This window comes from Planctomycetota bacterium (assembly GCA_016125255.1).
Lineage (GTDB): Bacteria > Planctomycetota > Phycisphaerae > Phycisphaerales > Zrk34 > RI-421.
This window is the reverse complement of record WGMD01000002.1, coordinates 85,423-111,471: the sequence shown is the minus strand read 5'-3', so window position 1 is coordinate 111,471 and position 26,049 is coordinate 85,423. Positions and strand designations below refer to the sequence as shown.

General features: G+C 62.6%; 21 protein-coding genes. 16 read left to right on the top strand and 5 right to left on the bottom strand.

All coding sequences use genetic code 11. The annotated features are described in order from the left end of the window. Window positions 1-4: 4 nt before the first annotated feature. Window positions 5-1,162 (bottom strand): tRNA dihydrouridine synthase DusB, encoded by a 1,158-nt coding sequence (gene dusB / locus GC162_01630; GenBank protein MBI1367334.1) that lies wholly within the window; start codon window positions 1,160-1,162, stop codon window positions 5-7. Window positions 1,163-1,235: 73 nt separating this feature from the next. Between dusB and recQ the strand changes: the two genes are divergently transcribed. Next, the gene (recQ, locus tag GC162_01625; protein ID MBI1367333.1) at window positions 1,236-3,065 is read left to right on the top strand and encodes a DNA helicase RecQ; all 1,830 of its coding nucleotides are present in this window, start codon (window positions 1,236-1,238) and stop codon (window positions 3,063-3,065) included. Then, the gene (locus GC162_01620) at window positions 3,062-3,835 is read left to right on the top strand and encodes a hypothetical protein (protein ID MBI1367332.1); all 774 of its coding nucleotides are present in this window, start codon (window positions 3,062-3,064) and stop codon (window positions 3,833-3,835) included. The genes recQ and GC162_01620 overlap by 4 nt, the downstream gene beginning before the upstream one ends. Before the next feature lie 141 nt (window positions 3,836-3,976). Here GC162_01620 and GC162_01615 read toward each other — a convergent pair whose 3' ends face one another. Together GC162_01615 and GC162_01610 are read right to left on the bottom strand one after the other, a co-directional pair. Beyond that, on the bottom strand, window positions 3,977-5,311 hold the full coding sequence (locus GC162_01615) for a hypothetical protein (protein MBI1367331.1): 1,335 nt from the start codon (window positions 5,309-5,311) through the stop codon (window positions 3,977-3,979). 33 nt (window positions 5,312-5,344) lie between these two features. Beyond that, complete coding sequence (locus tag GC162_01610) at window positions 5,345-6,226, bottom strand: ATP-binding cassette domain-containing protein (protein ID MBI1367330.1); 882 nt, start codon at window positions 6,224-6,226, stop codon at window positions 5,345-5,347. 168 nt (window positions 6,227-6,394) lie between these two features. On the opposite strand from GC162_01610, the gene GC162_01605 reads away from it, so the two are divergent. The 11 genes from GC162_01605 to GC162_01555 all read left to right on the top strand — a co-directional run bounded on the left by GC162_01605 (window position 6,395) and on the right by GC162_01555 (window position 18,556). Further along, window positions 6,395-7,360, top strand: coding sequence for a 3-phosphoglycerate dehydrogenase (locus tag GC162_01605; GenBank protein MBI1367329.1), 966 nt, complete (start codon window positions 6,395-6,397; stop codon window positions 7,358-7,360). 50 nt (window positions 7,361-7,410) lie between these two features. Then, on the top strand, window positions 7,411-7,761 hold the full coding sequence (locus GC162_01600) for a four helix bundle protein (protein ID MBI1367328.1): 351 nt from the start codon (window positions 7,411-7,413) through the stop codon (window positions 7,759-7,761). A 66-nt stretch (window positions 7,762-7,827) separates the two neighbouring features. Next, window positions 7,828-9,345, top strand: a complete 1,518-nt coding sequence (gene gndA, locus GC162_01595; GenBank protein ID MBI1367327.1) for an NADP-dependent phosphogluconate dehydrogenase — start codon at window positions 7,828-7,830, stop codon at window positions 9,343-9,345. 48 nt (window positions 9,346-9,393) lie between these two features. Continuing rightward, a complete protein-coding gene (locus tag GC162_01590) occupies window positions 9,394-10,668 on the top strand; it encodes an amino acid permease (GenBank protein MBI1367326.1) in 1,275 nt (424 codons plus the stop codon). Window positions 10,669-10,770: 102 nt separating this feature from the next. Beyond that, window positions 10,771-11,856, top strand: a complete 1,086-nt coding sequence (locus GC162_01585; GenBank protein MBI1367325.1) for a lactate dehydrogenase — start codon at window positions 10,771-10,773, stop codon at window positions 11,854-11,856. 33 nt (window positions 11,857-11,889) lie between these two features. Further along, a complete protein-coding gene (locus tag GC162_01580) occupies window positions 11,890-13,470 on the top strand; it encodes a hypothetical protein (GenBank protein MBI1367324.1) in 1,581 nt (526 codons plus the stop codon). A gap of 48 nt (window positions 13,471-13,518) precedes the next feature. After that, window positions 13,519-14,658 (top strand): serine hydrolase, encoded by a 1,140-nt coding sequence (locus tag GC162_01575; protein ID MBI1367323.1) that lies wholly within the window; start codon window positions 13,519-13,521, stop codon window positions 14,656-14,658. Window positions 14,659-14,710: 52 nt separating this feature from the next. Next, window positions 14,711-15,544, top strand: coding sequence for an alpha/beta hydrolase (locus GC162_01570; protein MBI1367322.1), 834 nt, complete (start codon window positions 14,711-14,713; stop codon window positions 15,542-15,544). Between the two features lie 181 nt (window positions 15,545-15,725). Further along, window positions 15,726-16,811 carry a sugar kinase gene (locus GC162_01565; GenBank protein ID MBI1367321.1) on the top strand — a complete coding sequence of 362 codons (1,086 nt, stop codon included), beginning with the start codon at window positions 15,726-15,728 and terminating at the stop codon, window positions 16,809-16,811. A gap of 179 nt (window positions 16,812-16,990) precedes the next feature. After that, a complete protein-coding gene (locus tag GC162_01560; GenBank protein MBI1367320.1) occupies window positions 16,991-17,695 on the top strand; it encodes an SGNH/GDSL hydrolase family protein in 705 nt (234 codons plus the stop codon). An 18-nt stretch (window positions 17,696-17,713) separates the two neighbouring features. After that, window positions 17,714-18,556 carry a TIM barrel protein gene (locus tag GC162_01555; GenBank protein ID MBI1367319.1) on the top strand — a complete coding sequence of 281 codons (843 nt, stop codon included), beginning with the start codon at window positions 17,714-17,716 and terminating at the stop codon, window positions 18,554-18,556. 362 nt (window positions 18,557-18,918) lie between these two features. Here the strand turns inward: GC162_01555 and GC162_01550 are convergent, their stop codons facing one another. Together GC162_01550 and glmS are read right to left on the bottom strand one after the other, a co-directional pair. Beyond that, window positions 18,919-20,052 carry a glycosyltransferase gene (locus GC162_01550; GenBank protein ID MBI1367318.1) on the bottom strand — a complete coding sequence of 378 codons (1,134 nt, stop codon included), beginning with the start codon at window positions 20,050-20,052 and terminating at the stop codon, window positions 18,919-18,921. 397 nt (window positions 20,053-20,449) lie between these two features. After that, complete coding sequence (gene glmS / locus GC162_01545; protein MBI1367317.1) at window positions 20,450-22,300, bottom strand: glutamine--fructose-6-phosphate transaminase (isomerizing); 1,851 nt, start codon at window positions 22,298-22,300, stop codon at window positions 20,450-20,452. Between the two features lie 274 nt (window positions 22,301-22,574). Here glmS and GC162_01540 point away from each other — a divergent pair, with 274 nt between their 5' ends. From GC162_01540 to cysD, 3 genes are all read left to right on the top strand, one after another. Further along, entirely contained in the window at window positions 22,575-23,561 is a 987-nt protein-coding gene (locus tag GC162_01540; protein MBI1367316.1) for an NAD-dependent epimerase/dehydratase family protein, read from the top strand. 116 nt (window positions 23,562-23,677) lie between these two features. After that, entirely contained in the window at window positions 23,678-25,054 is a 1,377-nt protein-coding gene (locus tag GC162_01535; GenBank protein ID MBI1367315.1) for a nucleotide sugar dehydrogenase, read from the top strand. Between the two features lie 80 nt (window positions 25,055-25,134). Further along, entirely contained in the window at window positions 25,135-26,046 is a 912-nt protein-coding gene (gene cysD, locus GC162_01530) for a sulfate adenylyltransferase subunit CysD (GenBank protein MBI1367314.1), read from the top strand. The last annotated feature ends 3 nt before the right edge of the window (window positions 26,047-26,049 follow it).

Here is a 26,049-nt window from a genome sequence, read left to right as displayed (position 1 = left end):
TGCTTCAGTGAACCACCGACAACGCGCTGGCGGCAAGCTGATCCGCCCGCTGCGACCATGACACCGGCACGCATTCCGCCGCTTGGCCGGAAGTTTCGATGAACGTGTCGACCATCTCGTCGAATCGCCCTGCGTCTTGGGGTTTCATCGACTGAATGGCCGCCTTGAGCGGTTTGCACGGGCCCAAATGCACGGCGTACCCGCTGATGCATTGGCGCATGCGCGACACGGTCCGCCGATCGCCGCGCATCGCGCGCATCAGGTGAAACTGCATCTTCACCAGTTCGAGCCGCTGACGCAGGGTCAATTCGTGCGTGATGGCGCCGGTCGTGATGAGTTCATGCGTGTCGCGGAAGATCCATGGCGCCCCCAGCGCCGCCCGCGCGATCATCACCCCGTCGCAACCGGTGTGACGAAGCATGCGCTGGACGTCGAAGGGCGTGCGGATGTCGCCGTTGCCGATGCACGGCACGCGCCCGCCGCCGGCCGTGTGCACCGCTTCGACGACGCGCGCGATGCCGTCGAGGCAGGCGCTGCCCTTGAAGCGCTGAGCCGCCGTGCGGCCGTGGATCGTGATCGCCGCGACGCCGACGCCGATGAGCCGCTTCGCCAGTTCCGGTGCGGTCAGCTCGCCCTGTTCGTACCCGAGACGGAGTTTTGCGGTGACGGGCAGGTTGACCGTTTTGACGAGGCGTTCCGCCACGCCGACGGTGTGATCGGGCGTGCAGAGCATCATCGAACCGGCGAAGGTTTTGGTGACCTTGTCGACGGGGCAGCCCATGTTGATGTCGATCGTCGTCGCGCCGTTGGCCGCCGACCACTGTGCCGCCGCCGCCATCATGTCCGGGTCGGACCCGTAAAGCTGCATACCCAGCGGCTGATCGAGCGGGTCCGTGGCGGCGAGCCACTGCGTCTGCTCATTCTGCTTGAGGATGCCGTGCGGGCAGAGCAGATCGGTGAACGCCAGCCCGACGCTCCCGGCCTCGCGCGCCACCCGTCGAAACGGTAAATCGCAATGCCCGGCGATCGGCGCCAGCAGCAGATTCGTCGCGAGTTGGACATTGCCGATTTTGAGCATGATGCATTTCACTCCTCCCCCTCGAAGGGGAAGGTTGGGAGGGGGATTCATTCGCCGGCGACGCGCTCGCGCATCGAGCGACATTCGCTACGTCGAATCCCTCCTCTGCCCCCTCCCTTCGAGGGAGGGGGAAGTTAGAGTATAGTGTAGCTGCGTCATGGATGATCCCGCCCTCAACATCCTCAAATCCATCTACGGATACGACTCTTTCCGCGGACCGCAGCGGGCGATTATCGACCATGTCGTCGCCGGCGGGGACGCCCTGGTGCTCATGCCGACCGGCGGGGGCAAAAGTCTCTGCTACCAGATCCCCGCCATCCTCCGCGACGGCACCGGCATCATCGTCTCGCCGCTCATCGCCCTGATGCAGGATCAGGTCACGGCGATGCGCGAGCTGGGCGTCCGCGCGACGTTCATCAATTCCTCGTTGCCCGCCTACGCCGCTGAGCAGATCGAGCAGGAGATGATCGCCGGCGAATACGACCTCGTGTACGTCGCGCCGGAACGGCTCGTCACGCCGCGGTTTCTTCAGCGGCTGGCGCAGACGAAGCTGGCGCTGTTCGCCATTGATGAAGCGCACTGCGTTTCGCAGTGGGGTCACGACTTTCGCCCAGAGTACCGGCAGCTCACGGTATTGCATGAGAAGTTTCCGCAGGTGCCGCGCCTGGCCTTGACAGCGACGGCCGACGAACCGACGCGTCGCGACATCATCGAGCGGCTTCAGCTTGAGGAGGCCGAGCGGTTCATCAGCGGATTCGATCGGCCGAACATTCAATACCGGGTCACGCTCAAGAAGAACGCCAAACAGCAGGTGCTCGAGTTCATCGAAGCCGAGCATGCCGGCGATGCGGGGATCGTCTACTGCATGTCGCGGCGGAAGGTGGAGGATACGGCGGCGTTTCTCGTCGAACATGGTCACGCGGCTCTGCCGTATCACGCCGGGCTCGATGCGGTCACGCGCCAGCGGAATCAGGATCGGTTTCTGCGTGAAGAGGGATTGATCGTCGTGGCGACGATCGCGTTCGGGATGGGCATCGACAAGCCGAATGTGCGGTTCGTGGCGCATCTGGATTTGCCCAAGAGTCTCGAAGCGTATTACCAGGAGACGGGTCGAGCGGGGCGCGACGGGCTGGCGTCGCATGCGTGGATGGCCTACGGGCTTTCGGATGCGACGACCGTGCGCGGGTTCATCGATCAGTCCGAGGCCTCCGAGCAGCAGAAGCGCGTCGAACATCAGAAGCTCACCGCGCTATTGGGCTACTGCGAGACGACGACCTGCCGGCGGATCACGCTGCTCAAATACTTCGGCGACGCGATGGACGAGCCCTGCGGCAACTGCGATACGTGCCTGACGCCTGTTGAAACATGGGACGGAACCGTCGCGGCGCAGAAGGCCCTGTCGTGCGCGTACCGCACGGATCAGGTGTTCGGCGCGGGATACCTCGCCGACGTGCTCATCGGCGCGGACCAGGAACGCATCGGACGCAACGGCCACGAAAGCATCAGCACGTTCGGCATCGGCAAGGAGCTGACGCGGGCGCAGTGGATGAGCGTGTATCGCCAGCTTGTGGCGATGGGCCTGCTGCGCGTCGATCCGGCGCACGGTTCGCTGCGGCTCACGGAAAAAGCCCGCCCCGTGCTCAAGGGCGAACAGGCCGTGCAGCTTCGCAAGGACGACCGCCCCCGGAAACGGGAAAGACAACGTGCCGGTCGATCGGGCGCGGCGCGTGTCGAACTCAAGGACGCCGCGTCGTCGCGCCTTTTCGATGCGCTCCGCGCCAAGCGGCTGCAACTGGCCAAGGCGCAGGGCGTGCCGCCGTATATCGTTTTCGGCGACCGTACGCTCATCGAAATGGCCCACGCACGCCCCGCCCGCATGGACGAGATGGTCAACATCAGCGGCGTCGGCCAGCGCAAACTCGCCCAGTACGGGCAGGCCTTTCTGGAGGTCATCACCATGCACGCCCACGAGGAGCCGCAATCATGATGACGCGCCGCACACTGCTGGCGGGGCTTGTGTCGCTGTGCTGCATCGTGTCGGCACATGCGGCGGATGCGGCGAAGGTGAAGTTGATGATCATCGTGTCGGAGCCGGAATACAACACGGCCGAGTCGCTACCGAAGTTCGCCGCCGACCGGCTGAGCAAAGACTTTGACATGACTTGGGTCAAGAGCGCCGCCGAGGATGAGAACGATCTGTCGGGGATGGAGAAGCTCGACGACATGGACATGGTGCTCATCAGCGTGCGTCGCCGCACGCCGACGCTCGAGCAGATGGCGGCGTTGAAGCGATTTGTCGCGGCGGGCAAGCCGGTGGTGGGCATCCGCACCGCTTCGCACGCCTTCGCCCTGCGCAAGGGCGACCCGCCCGCCGGTCACGCCGTCTGGCCCACGTTTGACGCCGACGTGCTCGGATGCCACTACGACAATCACTACGCCAACGCCGAGCACCCGGTGATCCGCGCCGCCGCCGGCGCTGATGACAATCCGCTCCTGCGCGGCGTGAAACTCCCGTTCACCGCCGGCTGGTCCATGTACAAATCCCACCCATTGGTTGCGACGGCCACGCCGCTACTAATGGGCACGATCCCCGATCACGATCCCGAGCCCGTCGCGTGGACGAACAGGCGTGCCGACGGCGGCCGCGTGTTCTACACCTCGCTCGGCCACGTGGACGACTTCGCCAACGAATCGTTCGATGTGCTCCTGCGCAACGGCATCTACTGGGCCGCCGGCCGCGAGATTCCGGATAAGTGAGCAAGAAGGCGGGGAGACTTAAGTCTCCCCGCCTCGGGCGCGCTGCGAACAAAGAAAAAGCCCCAGGGAAACGTGGCGCGTTTTTCCTGGGGCCTCGGGTCGGGGTTGCAGCTTGTGCGCCCCGACGTTGCGAGCATCATATCACTGAGAAGCGGGTTTGTCGTCGGGCGGCGGCGCGGGCTTGCCGTCGACCGCATCCCAGAAGAGCTTCTCGGCCTTGGAGTATTTTTCGAACGTCGCGCGCAGGTTGTCAAGGATGTGCGTGAGGTTTTCATCGTTGGGCGCGAGCGCGCCGTTGCTCTCCTTGACGAGCGCGGTCAATGCATCGGCCGTCTCATTGAGCGACGCGGCGGCGAGCGCGAAGCTGCGCGCGGCGTCGTACATGTTGTCCGTTTCGAGCTCTTTTTCCGTGGGTTTATAGAGCAGACGCCACGGCGAGCGGCGCACTTCGATGGCGGCGAGCTTGAGCTGGTCGCTGGTGATGCGCATGTTCGCCACCGTGCGCTCCAGCGACGGGCGCTGCGTCACGGCGAAACCCTTGAGCTGCTCGGTTGATTTCTTGATGTCGTCGGCGAAGGCGTTGGCCTTGTCCAGCAGCGTGTGCACCTTCGTGATCGTCTCCTTGCGGACGCGGTCGGAGATGTCCTGCGCGTTGGCGAGGGTGGTCTTGATGGCGGGGCGATTCTCTTCGATGGTGCCGCGCAGCTCGGACATCAGCTTGTCGGTGTTGGTCATGACGCTGTTGATCTTGGGCCGGTTGTCATCGAGGACGGTCTTGGCGGTCGTCAACGCTTCCTCGCCTTTGGTGAACATGGCCTTGGCCTTGTCGGTCAGCTCGGGGACGGTCTTCTTGAGATGCGCGGTGATGTCGCGAACGTTGGTGATCGTCTCGGTGACGGGCTTGGGGTCGGAGCCGACGGCGGCGACAAGCTGGTCGACGTTCTTGATGATGTTCTGAATGCGGCGGCGCTGCTCGTCCTCGATGCCCATTTCCTTGACGAAGTTCTTGACCATCTCGCTGACGGCCAGCCCGCCGGGGATCGGCGGATCGACGCCGTCTTCGTACTGCCAGCCGGTCCCGTTGGGCTTGCCGGTGGGCAGGGGTCCGCCGAAGGAGCGGATGTTGAGTTTGGTGTTGGACCCGATGGTGGGGACGTCGAGCTCGAGATGGGCGTTTTCGAAGATTTTGTAGTCGGCGGGGATGGTGAACTCGACGATCTTCCCGACCGCCACGCCGTCGGCGTTCAGTTCATCGTGGATATGCGTGACGGACCCTTCCGGGACACCGCCGATGGTGACGGCGGCGCCGGTCTTGAGGCCCTTGAGGCCGTCGGAGAGGGCGAAGCGCGTCTGAATCTTCTGCGTGGGGCGGAAGAGCGTGCCGAAGTCGGCGAGGATGACGATGGCGGCGAAGGCCAGGACGATGCCGGCGAGGACGAACAGGCCGGCCTTGAGGTTGTTGCGTTCACGTGCCATGGCGGTCTTTGTACCCCCAACAGGTGCGGATCATCAAGTGGTGCGCGAGGCGACGATGGACGGGACGGCCTTGCGCGGCACGGGGACTTCGCCGAGCAGGTCCTCGGCGTATCCGGTCGTCTGCTTGCGCTGCGTGATCGGGCCCACGGGATCGCCGCGCAAAAACTGGCGGATCAGCGCCTGATCCTCCGGCAGTTCGCCCTTCGTGTCCCGCAGCTTCTCGAACCACTGCCGGTCCTCAACCGCGAGCACCCGGCCCTTGTCGAGCATCACCATGCGGTCAGCGATCGTGAACGCCGAGTCCATCTCGTGCGTCACCACCACGCTCGTCACATGCAGCTTGCGCGACAGGTCAATGATGAGCTGATCGATCTCGGCGCTGGTCACCGGGTCGAGCCCCGCGCTGGGTTCGTCGTAAAAAAGAATCTGCGGATCGAGAGCGAGCGCACGGGCGAGCCCGGCGCGCTTTTTCATCCCGCCGCTGATCTGCGCGGGGAATTTGTCAGCGTGTTCGCGCAGTCCGACGAGTTCGAGCTTGATCTTGACCATGATCTCGATGGTCAGCGGGTCGAGTTCGGTATGTTCCTGCAAGGGGAGCGCGACGTTCTGCGCGATGGTCATCGAATTGAACAGGGCGCCGGACTGGAAGAGGATGCCGAACTTTTTGCGGAGGTTGTTGAGCTGGGCTTCGTCGGCGCTGGTGACGTCCTGTCCGTAGAGCTTGATCGAGCCGGAGTCGGGTTTGAAGGAGCCGATGATCATGCGGAGCGTGGTGGATTTGCCGCAGCCGGACCCGCCCATGATGACGATGGTCTGTCCGCGCATGACATCGAACGTCACATCATCGAGCACGACGCGGCCGTCGAAACTCTTGCGGACGTTCTGTAGCGAAATGACGGGCTCCGACTCGGACATATGCGTGCTACTGTACACGCCGGACCGCCGGTCGGTAAAGCACGATGGCGGGAAATATCGGGATCAGGCGCGCGAAAGATCGGGATTGATCCGTCTTGCACCGGGGCCAAAAATCGTTACCGTTGATCGCTCTTAATTTCCCTTTGGAACATACGGAGATCGCCCGCCATGCGCGTGCTTTTGACCACGACCAGCTATCAGGACACCCCCGGCGCCCATCACGACCTGCTCGCCAAGTCCGGCTTCGAAATCGTCCGCGCCCGCGGACCGCTTTCCGAACAGCAGATGCTCGACGTCATCGCCAAGGAAGGCCCCTTCGACGGGACGCTCAACGGCGATGACATCTTCAGCCCCAAAGTCATCGACGCCATGCTCCCCCAGCTCAAGGTCATCGCCAAGTACGGCATCGGCCTGGACTCCATCGACGTCAATCACGCCACCAGCAAAAAAATTCCGGTGCTCTTCACGCCCGGCGTGAACCACACGACCGTCGCCGAGCACGCCATCGGTCTGATGATCGCGCTGGCCAAACACTTCTGGCCTCACATGCGCGCGGTCAAGGCGGGGCAATGGAAGCGCGTCACGGGGTCGGAGCTGATGGGCAAGACGGTGGGCATTCTCGGCATGGGCCGCATCGGCAAGGAGGTCATCGTCCGAGCCGCGGCGTTCGGGATGAAGCCCATTGCGTTCGACGAATACTGGGACGGGGCGTTCGCGTGGAAGTACAAGGTGGAGAAGGCGGCGAGCGCGGATGAGGTGCTGGCGAAGGCGGATGTGGTCAGCTTGCACATGCCGATGACGCCGGCAACCGCCGGGCTGATCAATGCTGAGCGGATCGCCAGGATGAAGGACGGGGCGATGATCGTCAACACCGCCCGCGGCGGTCTGGTCGTCGACGACGCCATCGTCGCGGCGTGCAAGAGCGGGAAGCTGACGGGGTACGCGACGGACGTATTGGAAGTCGAGCCGATGAAGACGCCGCATGTGTTTCAGGAGGTCGACAACATCGTGGTGACGCCGCATGTGGGCAGCCGGACGTTCGAGAGCGTGGAGCGGCAGGCGGTTCGGGCGACGCTGAATGTGGTGAACTTTTTGAAGGGGAACTCGGACTATATTCAAGCCAATAAATGGTGAAGTGGTGATATGGTGATATGGCGATGTGGATGCGGCCGGGAACATGCGTCATGACGCCGGAAGAATTACAGAATCGGGCGACGAAGTTTGGTATAAGAGTGCTGAAACTGGTGGATGCGCTGCCGAAAAGGCGGTCGGCGGATGTCGTGGCCCGGCAACTGGCCCGGTCGGCGACCTCGATCGCCGCCAACTACCGGGCGGCCCGGCGTTCGCGCAGCAAGAAGGAGTTCCGGGCCAAGCTCTGCGTGGTGGTGGAGGAAGCGGATGAATCGGCCCACTGGCTGAGCGTGATCGAAGAAGTTGGTATGATCAAGGCCGAACGGATCGCGGATTTGACCCGCGAAGCGACGGAACTGTTGAAAATATTTTCCCGGATGCGAAAGACTTCCTTCGGAGACTGACTTTACATCACCACTTCACCAGATCACCATATCGCCACATGGCCGGGTGATATCAAAGGAACAGATATGTCCACAAACAACACTGCGGAAGTCGGGCTGATCGGTTTGGCGGTGATGGGGCAGAACCTCGCGCTGAATATCGCGGATCACGGGTACACGATCGCCGTGTACAACCGGACCGCTCAGGTGACGCACGACTGGGTCGCCAAGTGCAAGGCCAGCGAGCCGGCGGCGGATCGGCTCGTCGGCTGCGCCGACCTGCGCGAGTTCGTCGCCGCCATCAAGAAGCCGCGCAAGATCATCATCCTCGTCAAGGCCGGCCCGGCCGTCGACGCGGTCGTCGATCAGCTCATCGAAGCGGGCGTCGAGAAGGATGACATCGTCATCGACACGGGCAACTCGCTGTGGACCGATACGATCCGGCGCGAGAAGACCTATGCCGACAAGTGCAAGTTCTTCGGCTCCGGCGTCTCCGGCGGCGAGCTGGGCGCACGCTTCGGCCCGTCGCTGATGCCCGGCGGGGACAAGGATGCTTGGAAGCATCTGGAACCGATCTGGAAGGCCATCGCCGCCAAGGTCGATGACAAGAGCGGCAAGCCCATCGAAGGTGCCGAGCCCGGCAAACCCGTCAGCGGCGGCGTGCCCTGCACGACCTACATCGGCTCCGACGGCGCCGGCCACTACGTCAAGATGGTCCACAACGGCATCGAATACATCGACATGCAGCTCATCTGCGAAGCGTATGACATCCTCACGCGCTTGGGCGGCTTCAAGCCCGATCAGCTCAGTGAAGTCTTCACCGATTGGAACAAGAGCGAGCTGGCCAGCTACCTGATCGAAATCACCGCCGACATCCTTCAGCAGAAGGACCCGACCAACAAGCGCAAGTTCCTCGTCGACGTCGTGCTCGACACGGCCGGCCAGAAGGGCACGGGCAAGTGGACGTCCGTCAACGCGCTGGACATGGGCATCCCCGCCAACGCGATCGCCGAGGCGGTCTTCGCGCGGTGCCTTTCCGCGCTGAAGGAGGAACGCGTGGCGGCGAGCAAGAAGCTCAAGGGCCCCAAGCCCACGACGAAGGTCAAGAAGAAGAAGCTCGTCGAGATGGTCAAGCAGGCGCTGTACTGCTCGAAGATTTGCGCCTACGCCCAGGGCTTCCAGCTCATGGCCGAGGCGCAGAAGGAATACAAGTGGACTCTCGACTTCGGGCAGATCGCCAAGATCTTCCGCGGCGGGTGCATCATCCGCGCCAAATTCCTTCAGAAGATCACTGATGCCTACGGCAAGGACGCGAAGCTGACCAATCTCCTGCTCGACCCCTACTTCAAGAAGGCGGTCAACAACGGGCAGGACGACTGGCGCGCGATCGTCGCGCTGTGCGCCGAAAAGGGCATCCCCGCCCCGGCGTTCATGAGCGCCCTGTCCTACTACGACGGCTACCGATCCGCCCGCCTCCCGGCGAACCTGCTACAGGCCCAGCGCGACTACTTCGGCGCCCACACCTACGAGCGCGTCGACCAGAAGCGCGGCCAGTTCTTCCACGTCGACTGGCCCGAACCCGGCCGCCCGCAGATCAAGATCTGACCGTTTCGCGAGCGGGCTTGCCCGCTCTTTTTTATTGGTGCCCGTACCATGAGCGACGCCCAGGAAAAAATGGGGTTCAACGCCACATGGTCCATGGCCGTCGGCGGCATGGTCGGCGGGGGGATTTTCTCCGTGCTCGGCGTCGTCATCACCATGGCCGGTCAATGGGCCTGGCTCAGCTTCGTCCTCGCCGGGCTCATCGCGCTGGCGACCGGATTCAGCTACGTCGCCCTCGCCTCCAAATTCGGCGAAGGCGGCGGGGCGTTCACCTTCCTGCGCCAAGTCAACCGTAACAACATCGCCGGGTCGCTCTCGTGGATCCTCATCCTCGGCTACGTCCTGACGCTCTCCGTCTACGCCTTCACCTTCGGTCACTACCTCGGCGCGATGTTCAACCTTTCCGGCTGGTTCGACCGCGTCGCGGCGGTCGTCATCGTGGGCCTGCTGGCGGGCGTGAACCTGCTGGGCGTCGGCGAGGCGTCGTGGCTGGAGATCATCACGGTCTGGGGCAAACTCGCCATTCTCATCGGCCTCGCCGTCATCGGCCTCTGGGCCTTCAAACCCGCCAACCTCCAATACGATCAGGCCAGCCCCGGCGGGTTCCTCGGCGCCCTCGTCGGCGGTGCGTCGATCTTCATGGCCTACGAGGGCTTTCAACTGCTCACATACGACTACGAGGACATCGAGAATCCGAAAAAGACGCTGCACCGGGCGGTGCTCTGGGCGATCGTGGCGGTCATCTTCGTCTACATCGTCGTGAGTCTGGGCGCGGCCTCACTCGTCGGGGCGGGCAAGCTCATCGAACACAAGGAAATCGCCCTCGCGCAGGCGGGCCAGAAAGCGCTGGGCATGACCGGCAAGATTCTCGTCTCGATCGCCGCCGCGTTTTCGACCGCCTCGGCGATCAACGCGACGCTCTTCGCCACCGCCCGCCTGACGCGCATCGTCGCTGACGATGGCGAGCTGCCCAAGTGGTTCGCCCATACGAACAAGTCGCGCATCCCCGGTCGCAGCGTGCTGATGCTCGCGGGCTTCGGAGCGCTGCTGGCGGCGATCGGGGCGCTGGACCAGCTTGTCGAAGCGGCGAGTCTGGCCTTCCTGTTCACCTTCGCCACGGTCAACGTCATCGCCGCCCGCCGCATCGAGCAGCACCGCTGGGCGTCGTGGGCCGGGGCGATCGGTGCGGGGGCGGCGGGTGTGACCCTGCTGGGGCGATTGGCCATCAAGGAGCCGATCATTCTCGCGGCGCTGGTGGTGATCGTGCTGATCTGCATCTTCGGCCGGCCGGTGATTCTGCGTCGATTCAAAACCGAGGAAGGTTGAATCGACCCGTTTAGCGATGCCGCTCGCGGCCTGCTCTCGCTTTTGGTTTGCCGCCCTCAAATGCAGTAAACTACCCTACCCTAAATTCCACAGGAAACAACCATGAACGCTCAGTATGTCATGCCGGTGTCCGTTCACAACGACCTCGTCGCCGCCGCGTATCGCAAGCGGGGCTACACCGCCGCCGAGGCCGATCAGGGCGCGCGCTTCTGCGAGCTGGCCGCGTGGCACGGCATCAAGACGCACAACGCCATCAAGGCCCTGCATCTCGATGAGCTTTTCGGCTCCAAAAAAGGCGGCTGCGTCCCCGATGCGAAGATCGAAAAGCTGCCCACGAAGTTCAAAGCCGTTCAGCGATGGAACGCCAACAAGAAGCTCGGACAGGCCGTGGCGTTCGAAGCGATGGACACGGCGATGAAGCTCGCGGACGAATTCGGCGTCGGCGTCGTGAGTGTCGACAATGCGTTTCACTATCTCTGGGGCGGCGGGTACGTGATCGACGCCGCGAAGAAGGGCTACATCGCCTACACCAACTGCACCGCCGCCCTCGCCGAGGTCGTGCCTTTTATGGGCAAATTCCCGACGCTCGGCACCAATCCGCATAGTTGGGGCTTCCCCACGACCGACGCGATCGGCTACCCCATCTGCGTCGACTGGGCCACCAGCACCGTCGCCATGGGTCGCGTTCAACAGTTCAAGCGCGAAGGCAAGACCCTTCCGCCCGGTGCCGGCGTCGACAAGAACGGCAAGGAAACCACCAACCCCAACGATGTCGTCGCGCTCATGCCCTTCGGTCAGCACAAGGGCTACGGCCTCGCCCTCATCAACGAACTCTGGGGCGCCTACATCGGCGGATCGCTCCCGACGCTGCGCAACCGCTGGGGCGTCGGCGACGCGGACGAGAAACGCACCGCCAACTTCTACTTCGAAGTGATCCACCCCGAAGCGATCGGCGTCAGCTTCGCCAAGGGCCGCTCGCAGGCCGACAACGTCAAAGCCGTCATCGCCGACGTGCTCGGCCACGGCAACGAGTCCTGCATCCTCCCTGGTCAGATCGAGGCCCGCGCCGCCGCCGAGTCGCAAAAACACGGCGGCCTCCTCTTCACCGCCGCCGAACTCGACGAATTCAAACACATCGCCGAAGAAGCCGGCGTGGCGTTTGATGCGACAACGTTCAAGACCGTGTAAGATCAGAGCACGACATTCAGCCGGGGGTGCGCCTTGTCGACTTTCACGCTTTTCGTGATCATTGCGATTTCAGTGGTTGTTCCCATTGGTATGACGGGGACGATCTTCTGGCTGATCATGCAGCGGCGAAACTTCGTCGCGTGTCAATTGATCACCGCTTCATTGATATTCGTAGGGCTCATCAATCTGCTCACCCTGTATGTGCTGTCGCGGATATCCGACAATGGAACGAAGTCGGTTGAAGACGCTAGGAGTGTCATCAGTGCCGGAGTATTGATCGTGAGTCTGAGCATTCCGTATCTGCTGATGCGGCGGATGCTCGGCGTATCGTCAAATCGGGCGTTCCTGATGACCATCGTCCTGATCGTCGTCAATAGCGTTTTTAACCTTGTGATCGCCTTGGGCCAGAGGCCTTTTCTCATCCACGCATTTGTGATGCCAACGGGCGGTATGGCGCCGACACTTTATGGCGTCCACCTGCAGGCGACGTGCGACAACTGCGGCTTCCCGATCGCCGCCGCGCCGGTTCACTACACGCTCGATCGGACCGCCGCTTCACCGATTCCCGAAGCGGTTTCGCTGTTATGTCCGAATTGCGGACGTCAGGTTACGGTGCCGCGAGGGGCGGCGGTTTTCAGCGGCGATCGCTTTCTGGCCGACAAGACGCGATCGCCCAAGCGGTGGAACCTTGTTATCTACAACAATCCTCAAGTGCCTTCCGTTCGATTTGTGCAACGCTTGATCGGACTGCCGGGCGAGCGCGTCGCGATCGTTGGCGGCGAAATCGTGATTGACGGAAAGCTCATCTCCAAGACGCCCGCCGAGCCCGGTCAGTCGCCTGTCTGTGACGATCTGTGGTTCCCGCTCCACGACACCGCTTTTACTGCGAAGCAGGCGATCGATGAGGGGCCGTGCTGGCATGCTGATGATCCGTCGCAGTGGAAACATGTTGGCGTTGGTTGGTCGTGTGACGCGACGGAAAAGCCAACTGCGGAAGTCCTGCGGTATAAAGGAACGATCGATTCGGGGCTTTCCTACGATCAAACCACGCAGAATTTTCCAGGGCGGACCTATCCAGTGGGCGACGTCCGAATTGATCTGGACGTGGCATCACTGACGGGACCGGAGATGTCGGCTCTCGAAGTGACGCGTGTATTTGGGAGTCAGACCGTCAAGTTCATCGTTTATCCCAATGGAGCATCGGGCATTCAGATCAACGCTGCGCCGTGGACATCCGTCCCGTTGCCGCGCCCGCCCGCCGGCAGTGTCCTGCGCTTGGCGACGCGCGATGGCAAGGCGCTCATCTATCAAAATAATCGGCTGGTAACGGCGAATGATCTTGCCACCGATACCAGCGCCGACGAGCTCTGTACTGTGGAGATCGATGTACGCGGTTGTGCGGTTGCGCTGCGCCGAATCGCGCTCTGGAGGGATGTGTACTACACACGAATCGGCGAAACAAGCGAATTTCCGGCAGCGGAAGGGTGGGTCATGCTCGGTGATAATACAGATCAGAGTATGGATTCTCGCATGTTCGGCCGCGTGCCGGTCGAGAATTTCGTCGGTGTTGTTGGCTGGCGCTATTTGCCGGTGGATCGCTGGCGGAGATTTTGAGTATTCTGATAGCCGTTCGCATCACCCGTTCTCACGAGGATCACCATCATGAAGACCCGCATCACGTTGCTGTGTCTATTAGCCCTATTGAGCGCGGGCGCCGGCCCGCTGGCGGAGAAGATTCAGCCGTTTGTTGATCGGGAGGAATTGGCGGGGGCGGTGATGGTTGTGGCGGATGGCGAAAAGGTCATCGACGCGGAGACGGTCGGGTGGGCGGATATTGCGGGCCGCAAGCCGATGGCGATGGACGCGATGTTCTGGATCGCTTCGCAGAGCAAGGGCATGACGGCGGCGGCGCTGATGATGCTCGTGGACGAGGGGAAAGTGTCGCTGGATGATCCGGTGGGCAAGTACATTCCGCTCTTCAATGAGCAGCGCGTCATGGCGGGGACGGACGGCGATGTGACGAAGCTGGTCAAGCCGGTGCGGGCGGTCACGGTGCGGGATGTGCTTTCGCACATGAGCGGGATGGGGTTCCGGTCGGCGATTGAGGAGCCGACGCTGGATGTGCTGCCGCTGCGGACGCGCGTGATCAGCTATGCGATGACGCCGCTCATGACGCAGCCGGGCGAGAAGTACAGCTATTCCAACGAAGGGATCAACACGGCCGGCCGCATCATCGAGATCGTCAGCGGCGAGCCGTACGAGACGTTCATGCAGAAGCGGCTGTTTGATCCGTTGGGCATGACAGACACGACGTTCTGGCCGACGGAGTCGCAGGTCGCGCGGATTGCCGGTTCGTACAAGCCGGGGCCGGGCAAGAAAGGGCTCGTCGCCATCGACATCGAGCAGTTGCGTTATCCGCTGACGGATCGCGTCAATCGCACGCCCATGCCGGCGGGCGGATTGTTTTCGACGGCTCATGATGTGATGCGATTCTTTCAGATGCTCGTCAACGGCGGCGAACTCGACGGTAATCGCGTGTTGTCGGCTGAAGCGGTCAAACAATTGACGATGCGTCAGACGCCGACGAACGTCCCGCAGAGTTACGGCCTCGGGCTCGCGGTCGGCCCCGACTGGTTCGCACACGGCGGGGCGTATGCGACGGACGCCGCCGCCAAGCGCGGCCTGATCTATATCTGGCTCGTCCAACACGCCGGTTTCCCCGGCGACGGCGCCCAAGCGAAGAACGTATTTCAACAGGCGGCGGAGGAGCGCTACAAGGCGATGGAGTCGCAGGGCCGATAGAATGTCCCTCGTTCCCGCCATGTGTTTTTCAACGCGATTTGTGGAGGCTCTCATGCAAAAGTTATGGACGCTGATCGTCCTTCTGGTTTTTGTTCCGATCGTTTCGGCGGCGGAGCCTTGGCCGGGGGCTGTGAAGAAGTGGGAGGGGTTTGACAAGCATGAATTCAAGTTCGAAGGGCGGACCGCCTTCGTGATCGAGCCGAGCAAGGCGGCGGCGGGTTCGCCGTGGATGTGGCGGGCGCGGTTTCCGGGCGTGGCGACGAATGATGATCTGGAGCTGGTCAAGCAGGGGTGGCACATCGCCTACGTCGACACGGGCAACATGTACGGCAATGATGCGTCGATGGTGGTGTGGGATCACTTCTATGACGAACTGACGACGAAACACGGGCTCTCGAAGAAGCCGGTGCTCAAGGGGCTGAGCCGGGGCGGACTGTTCATCATCAACTGGGGCGCGCGGCATCCGGATCGCGTGCTGGCGATTTACGGCGATGCGCCGGTGTGCGATCTGAAAAGCTGGCCCGGCGGGAAGGGCAAGGGGAAGGGTTCGCCCGCCGACTGGCAGCGCGCGATCGCGGCTTACGGCATGAAGAGCGAACAGGAGATGCTCGACTACAAGCAGCAGCCGTTCGACCGGCTCGAAGGGTTGGCAAAAGCGCATGTGCCGATTCTGATTGTTGCCGGCGACTCGGATACGGTTGTGCCGTTCATTGAGAATGGTGAGATTGTGCAGAAGCGGTATCAGGAACTGGGCGGGTCCATCAAGGTGATCCTCAAGCCCGGCGGCGATCATCACCCGCACGGTCTGACCGACCCCAAGCCGCTCGTCGATTTTGAGCTGTTCGCGCTCAAATACAACAACGGCGAGTGCGACTGCGATTTTTGATCGCCGCTTGCTTTTCACTCCGCACTCCCCATTCCCCGCTCCACACTCGGCCTGACGCAAATTCAGGTACGCAGGGGCGCGAAAGTGGGATTGACGGCGGGGCGGTTTGGGTCTAAAAACATCGACCCCATCGGGGAAACTCGAAACCAGAAACCAGAAACCAGAAACCAGGAACTTCGCCATGTCTTTGAAGATTCGTCCCGCGTCCGAGTGCCAGCTTGACCAGGTGAGTCTGGGTGAGTGCATGGTGCGGTTGAGCCCGCCGGGGCACGGCCGCATCGAGTTCGCCAATCTCATGGAAGTCTGCGTCGGCGGCGGCGAGTACAACGTCTCGTACGCGCTGGCCCGGCTCGGACTCCGCACCGGATGGGTCGGCGGGCTGGTCGATAATCCCGTCGGCAAGATCGTCCTCAATCACGCGCGTTCGGCGGGCATGGATATCGCGCATGTCGTGAACATGAAGTACGACGGCGTCGGACGCGAAGCACGCATCGGACTCAACTTCACCGAAGTCGGCTCCGGCCCGCGCGCTTCGGTGACGCTCTACGACCGCGGTCACTCCGCGACTTCCAAGATGAAGCCCGGCGACGTCGATTGGAAGACGCTCTTCGCCAAGCGCGGCGTGCGATGGCTCCACACCGGCGGCATCATGGCGTCGCTGTCGACCTCGACCCGGCAGGTCGTCGCGGAGGCGGTCAAGGCAGCGCACGAAGCGGGGACGATCGTCTCGTATGACCTGAATTTCCGCTCCAAACTCTGGTCGAGCAAGGACGCCATCGAAACGACCAAGCCGCTCGTGAAGTACATCGACTGCCTCATCGGCAACGAAGAGGACTTTCAGAAAGTGCTCGGCTACGAGGTCGAAGGCGTCGACGTCGAAGCGGGCGAAATCGACACGACCGCGTTCAAGAAGATGGTCGAGAAAGTCGTCAATGACTACCCGAACATCAAGGTCGTCGGCACCACGCTGCGCGGCGTCAAGTCCGCGGGCATCAATGACTGGTCCGCCATCATGTGGCACGAAGGCACTTTTTACGACGGCATCCAGTACCCCGGCCTGGAGATCGAGGACCGCGTCGGCGGCGGCGACGGGTTCGCGTCGGGCTTCACGTACGGGTTCCTCACGGGCATGGGGCCGCAGGAATGCGTCGACCTGGGCGTGGCGCATGGCGCGCTGCTGATGACGACGCGCGGTGACACGAGCCAGATCACGCTCAGCGAACTCAAGCACACCGCCGCCGGCGGATCGGCCCGCATCGTGCGGTGAACTTCGGTGGATTTGCGATCACAACCCGTGGCACGGCCCCCCTCGGCCGTGCTTTTTTTACGCGCGGCGATCGGCGGTGCGGGGCGGGGCGCTGTGCAGCATGCAATGAATCGGTATAATCGGCGTTTTGCCCGGACACTGATTGGAGGCATCCCATGCTGTATGTTCATCGCTCAATCATGTTGTCGCTCCTGTGCGGACTGTTGATCGGCTCGTCGGTGCGGGCGGCGGGGACGGACGAGCCGGGCGACGGGGGCAAGGCGTCGAAGGATTCGGCGATGAAGCCGGTGAAGGATGACCCGAAACTGCCGCGGGTTCTGATCATCGGCGATTCGATTTCGATCGGGTACACCGTGCCGGTGCGGGCGCTTTTGCAGGGGAAGGCGAACGTGCATCGCCCGCTGACCAACTGCGGGCCGACGACGAACGGGCTCAAGCACATCGACGAATGGCTCGGCGACGGGAAGTGGGATGTGATCCATTTCAACTGGGGCCTGCACGATCTGAAATTCATCGGCGACAAGGGCGACAAGATCGTCCCCGTCAACAGCCCGGGGGCGCATTATCAGGTGCCCATCGACGAGTACGAAGCGAATCTCGACAAGCTCGTCGCCCGCCTCAAGCAGACGGGCGCGAAGCTCATCTGGCGCAACACGACGCCCGTCCCGGAAGGGACCGTCGGCCGCATCGTCGGCGACTCGGCCAAGTACAACGAAGCGGCGGCGCGCGTCATGAAAAAGTATGATGTGCCGACGCAGGACATGTTCACCTTCGTCAAGGATCATCCCGACACCCAGCTCAAAGCCAATGTGCATTTCACGCCCGACGGATACAAAGCGCTGGCCCAGACCGTCGTGACGGAAATCGAAAAATACCTCAAGTAACGCCTCGCGAGGACCTCTATGAAAATCGGATTCAACCTGCTTCTGTGGACCGGCTTCGTCGAACAAGAGCATCATCCGCTGCTGGAGAAGCTCAAGGCGGCGGGCTACGACGGTGTGGAAATCCCGCTTTTCGCCGGGGATGTCGAGCATTACACGAAGCTGGGCCGCGTGCTCAAGAACAACGGGCTTCAGTGCACGGCCGTGACGGTCATGCCCGATGAGCAGCACAGTTGCGTGAGCCCCGATGCGGCGAGCCGGGCGGGGGCGTTCGATCATCTCAAGTGGGCGATCGACTGCTGTCACGCGATGGAGGCGCAGACGCTGCTCGGGCCTTTCCATCAGCCGCTGGGCATTTTCACCGGTGAAGGCGGCACCGCGACCGAAAAGGCCCATGCCGCCGAGGTGCACCGCAAGGCCGCCGACTACGCCCAGAACGCCGGCGTCGTGCTCGCGCTCGAGTACCTCAACCGCTTCGAGTGCTACTTCCTGAACACGATGGCCGACGCCGCCAAGTACGTGAAACAGGTCAATCATCCCAACTTCGGCACGATGTACGACACGTTCCACGCCAACATCGAAGAAAAAGACCCCGTTGGGATCATCAAGCCCAACGTCGGCGTGATTCGACACGTGCACATCTCCGAAAACGACCGCGGTACGCCGGGATTCGGGCATATCGACATGGCCGCCGCCATCGGCGGACTCAAGGCGGCGGGTTATGACGGCTGGCTGACGATCGAGGCCTTCGGCCGGGCGCTGCCCGCGCTCGCCGCCGCCACACGCGTCTGGCGCGACTTTTTCCCGAGCCCCGAGCACGTCTACACCGAAGGCATCAAGACGATCAAAAAGCACTGGAAGTGATCACCCCTTTGACGCGACCCAAGGCGGGGAGACTTGAGTCTCCCCGCCTTTTCATTGCGCCATATTTCCAACGCGCACCGACCTGGCAATGGGTTCGCGACGCGCCGGTCGGGGTAAATCAGGGACGTGGAAGCGCATGGAACGGGCGCTGCGCGCTCCATGCGCATCGTGAAGGCAATAATTCGCGTCGCGATCCCGCATGGCGCAACGATATCGCGGGTGCGGCCGAGTGCTTGTCGCGCCGGTGCGCGTTTTGGTCATGCCGGTGCGCCGATCGCGACGCGCCGGTGCGATCGGGTGGGTGAAATGACCCAATTGCCGATCGTCGAATGACGTTCGCAGCGGAATCCGCAGCTCGCGGGTTATTCGGAGGTGTTGCAGGAGATTCGGGTGCTTTCCCGCATCTCGATGACGGGTTGGGGAATGGACGTGGACGTGTCGGCGTGGCGGAACTGGTCGACGACGTACTGCATGTGCGACAGCGCGGCGGTGAGATTGTCCGGCAGGGGCAGGTTCATCTTCGTGAACATGGCGGCGAGCCGGTGCCGCCAATCGTGACGCGCCAGCGCCTGGATGAAGTTGTTGTGATGCATGCGGTCGAGGCGCGGTTTGTCCGAAAGCAATTCATGAATCTCGTCCAGCGCCCGCTCGGGCGATTCGGACAATTCGATCGTCGCATCGGGCCAGTCCATCAACTCGTCCGCATCCGCGCATCTCGGGCGCCAACCCACGATCGCGCACCCGCACGCCAGACACTCGAACCACCGCTGCCCCAGCATCGGCGCGCTGAACTTGCGCACCGAAGGCGTGCGAAGATGATCGTACGCCAACGCGAGTTTCGACTGCCGAAGAATCTGCCAGAACAGCCGGCGATGCGCCTCGAACGACGGAATCTGCAGATTGTCGATCGTCGTGTGATAGTACGTCCCGCCGGACCCGCGGCGGTTGAACTCCTTGGCGAAGTAGTCGCTGTGCGGCTGATACTGTCGCCCGTAGCCGAGCAGGTCGATGTAGCGGTCCGGCCGATTCTCCCCGAAATTGAGCACGTCCGCCGCCAGCGGCACGTAGTCCACGGGCACACGGTACGCACTGCGGAACCGATCGAGCGTTCCCGTGAGCGGGATGAAGATATGGTCGAACAGCGCCGCGTACTTCTGAAAGTGCGGCTCCCACGCATCGAAGATATACGCGCACACCTTGCCGTAGACCGACCGCAAATCGGAGATCGCCCCCATCGCCTCCATCGACCGCGGGCTCAAGCCCACGAGCACGAGCAGACGCTCGGATTTGGGCACGTTGTTGTCGAAGGCGTGTTCGAGTTTGTAGCCCGCGACGAGCCGGCGGATCGGGCGCGGAAGCTTGTCGCGCAGCGTGCGGTATTCGGGCGTGATCAGCACCGCGTCGCATGTCTGCTGAATGACATTTTCAAATTCGACCACGCAGCCCCATGCGGGCTCCGTGCTGCAATTTCTGAGCGATAACACATGAACCTGCATGATCCATCCCCGAATTCGTCCCGCTCAACAAGCGATCGCCCGCACCGATTTCAGGCCCTCGATGCCACGCGACACACACAGGCATCACGGCCATTTCCATCCGGGCGACTGACCTTGGGCACCCCGCGGAATGGGGAACACCTCTAAGTCAGAAGATACTCGCAATTGATATGAAGTCAATTCAAATCCATCCACCGTGCACATAATAATTTGCGATGGATTTCGAACAATCCGCACAAAGTCGGCTGGGGGGTGAGCGGGGGCAAAGTAGGTTGTTTGATATTTGCGGGTTATAGACGCTTGGCGGTGAAATTACGAAACTCGAAACACGAACCAGGCGATGTGGGGTGGGGCGGAGGGATCGGGGCTTGGCGGCGCTGAGTCCTCGCCTTGGGGGTTACTCGACCGTGACGCTCTTGGCGAGATTGCGCGGCTTGTCGACGTCGTGGCCGCGCAGGACGGCGGCGTGGTAGGCGAGGAGCTGAAGCGGCACGACGCTCAAGAGCGGCTGGAGCGGTTCGGGAACCGACGGGATGCGCAGGACCGTGTGGGCGTACTTTTCGATATGCGTATCGCCTTCATCGGCGACGGCGATGATGCGCCCGCCGCGGGCTTTGACTTCTTCGATGTTGCTGATCGCCTTCTCGTACTGCGAGCCGGAGGGGACGACGAAGACGACGGGCATGCCCTGATCGATCAGCGCGATCGGGCCATGCTTCATCTCGGCGGCGGGCATGCCCTCGGCGTGAATGTAGCTGATTTCCTTGAGTTTCAAGGCGCCTTCGAGCGCGACGGGGTAGTTGTAGCCGCGCCCGAGGAAGAGCCAGTTCTCGCGATCGATCACCTTGGCGACTTCCTCGCGGATGTAGTCGGATTGCTGGAGCACCTGGGTGACATGCTCGGGCAGCTTCTCGAGTTCTTCGAGATAATGGTCCATCGCATCGGCGCTGAGGAATTTGCGACGGCCCATGAACAGCGCCAGCAACGTCAGCACGGCGACCTGGCCCATGAAGGCCTTGGTGGACGCCACGCCGATTTCGGGTCCCACGTGCAGGTACACGCCCGCATCGGTTTCGCGCGCGATCGACGAGCCGACGGCGTTGACCGCGCCCAGCGCCAGCGCCCCGCGCTCCTTCGCTTCGCGCAGGGCGGCGAGCGTGTCGGCGGTTTCGCCCGACTGGCTGACGGCGATGACGACCGTGCCGTCCTCGATGATCGGATTGCGGTAGCGGAATTCGCTGGCGTACTCGGTCTCGGCGGGGATTTTCGCCAGATCCTCGATGAGGTATTCGCCGAGCAGACACGCGTGCCATGCGGTGCCCTGACCGGTGAGGATCACGCGGCGGGCGCGCACCAGTTCGCGCGCGAAGCTGTTGATCCCGCCGAGGACGACCCGGCCCTCGCGCCGGTCGATGCGGCCGCGCAGGGCATTGGTCAGCGACTGCGGCTGCTCCATGATCTCCTTGATCATGAAGTGCGGATACCCGCCCAGTTCGATCTGCTCGAGGTTCATCTCCAGCTCTTCGACGTCGCGCGTCACGGGGACGTTGTCGACGGTCGTGGTGCGGACGTCGCAGCCGTCGGCGGTCAGACGGAGCCGCGCGACCTGATAATCGTCGAGGGTCATGACCTGCGCGGTGTGGGCGATGATGGCGGAGGCGTCGGAGGCGGCGACGAAGCAGTTGTCGCCGAGGCCGATGATCATCGGCGAACCCTTGCGGGCGACGACGAGGGTGTCGGGTTCATCGGCGCAGATGACGGCGATGGCGTACGCGCCGGTGACTTCGCGCAGGGCGGCCTGGACGGCGGCTTCGAGGTCGAACTTGCCGGTGGCGTAGAGGTAGCCGACCATCTTGGCGAGCACTTCCGTGTCGGTGTCGGAGACGCAGGCGACGCCCTTGTCGGCGAGGTACTGTCGCAGGGCGGTGTAGTTTTCGATGATGCCGTTGTGGACGAGTGCGATGCGGCCGGCGGCGTCGGTGTGCGGGTGGGCGTTGTTTTCGGTGGGCGGACCGTGGGTGGCCCAGCGGGTATGGGCGATGCCGATGCGGCCGGTCAGAGCGCCGGACTGCTTGAGGCGGTCTTCCAGGACGCTGATGCGGCCGGCGGAGCGGACGACGCGCAGGCCGTCGGTTTCGACGCAGGCGATGCCGGCCGAGTCATAGCCGCGGTATTCGAGGCGCTTGAGGCCTTCGAGCAGGGTGGACTGGGCGGATTTGCAACCGAGATAACCGACGATTCCGCACATGGTCCGACTCCGACGGATGAAAAAGCGCGACCGCGTCACGCGCGATGCATTTGATCATCGGCCAGACCGGTCGCAAGGTTTATAGCCCGCTGGTCCGGGAAAGTCTAGAATCGCCCCGCGATCGTGTTGCAAGGGTTATGTTTGCGGCTAGACTGGCCGATTGCTTATTCGCGGGCGGTGCGATCAGGGGTCCGGGGCGTCGGGGGGATCCGCACTTGTCGCCGCTGACTCGACGGACGCGCATGCCCCGCATGCACAAGGGATTTCCGCACGCATGAGCACGCTCAAACGCATCCTCGTCACCGGCGGCGCCGGATTCATCGGCTCGCATCTGTGCGAACGCCTCGTCCGCGACGGGCACGATGTCATCTGCCTCGATAATTTCTTCACGAGCCAGAAGACGACCATCGCGCATCTGCTCGATGAACCGAACTTCGAATTGATCCGCCACGACATCACGCACCCGGTCTGGCTCGAAGTCGACGAAATCTACAACCTGGCGTGTCCCGCCTCGCCCGTGCACTATCAGCACAATCCGATCAAGACGATCAAGACGTCGGTGATCGGGGCGGCGACGGTATTGGGCATGGCCAAGCGGACGAACGCGAAAGTGCTTCAGGCCTCGACGAGCGAAGTGTACGGCGATCCGACCGTGCACCCGCAGCCCGAAAGCTACCGCGGGAACGTCAATCCGATCGGCCCCCGCGCCTGTTACGACGAAGGCAAGCGCTGCGCCGAGACGCTGTTTTTCGACTATCACCGCGCCAACAAGGTCAACATCCGCGTCGTGCGCATCTTCAACACCTACGGGCCGCGCATGCACCCCTACGACGGGCGGGTCGTGAGCAATTTCATTCTTCAGGCGCTTCGCAACGAGGACATCACGCTCTACGGCGACGGGCAGCAGACGAGGAGTTTCTGTTACGTGGACGACCTGGTGCGGGGGCTGGAACTGATGATGGCGGCGCCGGACGATCTGACGGGCCCGGTCAACATCGGCAACCCGGATGAGTTTACGATTCGTCAGCTCGCGGAGAAGGTCATCGCGCTGACGAATTCGAAGTCGAAACTGGTGTTCATGCCGCTGCCGGTGGACGATCCGATGCAGCGCAAGCCGGACATCACGCTGGCCAAGGCCCGGCTGGGTTGGGAGCCGACGGTCAAGCTCGATGCGGGGCTGACGCGGACGATCGATTATTTCAGCAAGCTGAATCTCGATGCGTATCGCCCGCCGACCAAGAGCCACAAACTGCCGCGCTGAACCCCCGGCGGATCGGCGGGGCAGCGGCCTATTATTGGGTCTATCGGTCGTGAAAGTCTCGGCTTCGATCAGCCGAAGAACTGCATACGGACCGTCCTGTATTTGGAGCTGATTCGATGCATCTGACCATGGTGGGAACCGGTTATGTGGGCCTGGTGACGGGCACGTGTCTGGCGAACGTGGGGAACCACGTGACTTGCGTGGACGTGGACCAGAAGAAGATCGACCGCCTCAACAAGGGCGAGATTCCGATCTACGAGCCGGGGCTGGAGGAGATGGTGCATCGCAACGCGGCGCATGATCGCCTGCACTTCACCACCGAGCGCGCCAAGTCGTACCAGGAAGCCGACATGATTTTCATCTGCGTGGGCACGCCCAGCGATGAGAACGGGAAGGCGGACCTGACGGCCGTGATGAAAGTCGCGGAGGAAATCGGGCAGGCGCTCGAAGACGGCGAAGGCCCCTTCGGCGGCGCGATCGACGAGGCGAAGCCGAAGATCATCATCGTCAAGTCGACCGTGCCGGTCGGCACGAACCAGCGCGTGCGCGCGGCGATCGCCGAGCGGACGAACAAGCCGTTTTACATGGGCTCCAACCCGGAGTTCCTCAAGGAAGGCGCGGCGATCAATGACTTTAACAAGCCCGACCGCGTGGTGATCGGCGTGGATCATCCGGACGCGGGCGAGCGTCTGCGCGAGCTTTACGAGCCGTTCGTGCGGCAGGGCAATCCGATTTACGTGCTCGACGTGCCGTCGGCGGAGATGGTCAAGTACGCGAGCAACTGCATGCTGGCGACGAAGATCAGCTTCATCAACGAAATCGCCTCGCTGTGCGAAGCGCTCGGGGCGGACATCGAGCAGGTGCGGCAGGGCATGTGCTCCGACAAACGCATCGGCAACCAGTTCCTGTACCCCGGGCTGGGCTTCGGCGGATCGTGCTTCCCGAAGGATGTGCTCGCGGGCGTGAGCATGGGTCAGATGTGCAACTCGCCGGCGGAACTGCTGCGTGCGGTGCATGAAGTGAACCAGCGCCAGCGCTACCGCTTCATCGCGCGCATCGACAAATGTTTCGACGGCGATCTGGCGGGCAAGAAATTCGCCATCTGGGGACTGGCGTTCAAGCCCAGCACGGACGACATGCGTCAGGCCCCGTCCGTGACGATCATCGACCATCTGCTCTCGAACCGCGCGACGGTGACGGCCTACGACCCGGTCGCTCACGAAAGCGCCGAGCACATTTTCCGCGACCGGATCACGTACGCCGCCGACGCCATGGCGGCGCTGGACGGGGCGGATGCATTGATCATCTGCACCGAGTGGGACGAGTTCCGCACGCCGGAGTTCGCGGAGATGCGTCAGCGGATGAACCGCCCGGTGATTTTCGACGGTCGGAATCTGTATCGGCCCAAGACGATGGCCGAGCAGGGATTCGCGTATCACTCGGTGGGGCGCCGCAGCGTGGCCCCGGCGACGACGGGCGCGGCTCAGGCATGACGGGGACAGTGGGCAACGACGTGACAAGCCGATATACTCCCTGACCCTGCCGCCAGGAATTGACAAAGACGAGCCGCCCCATGGCTGGATACAACATCACGCATCTGAAAGAGCTCGAGTCCGAGAGCATTCATATCATCCGTGAAGTCGCGGCTGAATTTGAACGCCCGGTGATGCTCTATTCGATCGGCAAGGACTCGGCGGTCATGCTGCACCTGGCGCGGAAGGCCTTCTTCCCCGGCCGGCTGCCGTTCCCGCTCATGCATGTCGACACCACCTGGAAATTCCGGGAAATGATCGAGTTCCGCGAGTGGTACATCCGCAAGGAGCTGGGCCTGGACCTGATCGTGCACATCAATCAGGAAGGCGTCGCGCAGGGCATCAACCCCTTCACGCACGGCTCCAAAAAGCACACGGACATCATGAAGACCGAAGCGCTCAAACAGGCGCTGACCAAGCATCAGTTCGATGCGGCCTTCGGCGGGGCGCGACGCGATGAGGAAAAGAGCCGCGCCAAGGAACGCGTCTACTCCTTCCGCGACGTCAATCACCGATGGGACCCCAAGAATCAGCGCCCCGAACTCTGGCACATCTACAACAGCCGGGTCAACAAGGGCGAGTCCATCCGCGTCTTCCCGCTCTCCAACTGGACCGAGCTGGACGTCTGGCAGTACATCCACCTTGAGAAGATTCCGATCGTCCCGCTGTATTTCGCCGCCGAGCGCCCGATTGTCATGCGCGACGGGAACATGATCATGGTGGATGACGAGCGCATGAAGCTTAAGCCGGGCGAGAAGCCGCAGATGAAGATGGTGCGTTTCCGCACGCTCGGCTGCTACCCCCTTTCCGGCGCGGTCGAGTCGAAGGCGACGACGCTGCCGGAGATTATTCAGGAAATGCTGCTCACGCGCCAGAGCGAGCGACAGGGCCGCGTCATCGACTACGATCAGGCCGGGTCGATGGAAGAGAAGAAAAAAGAAGGGTATTTCTGAGCC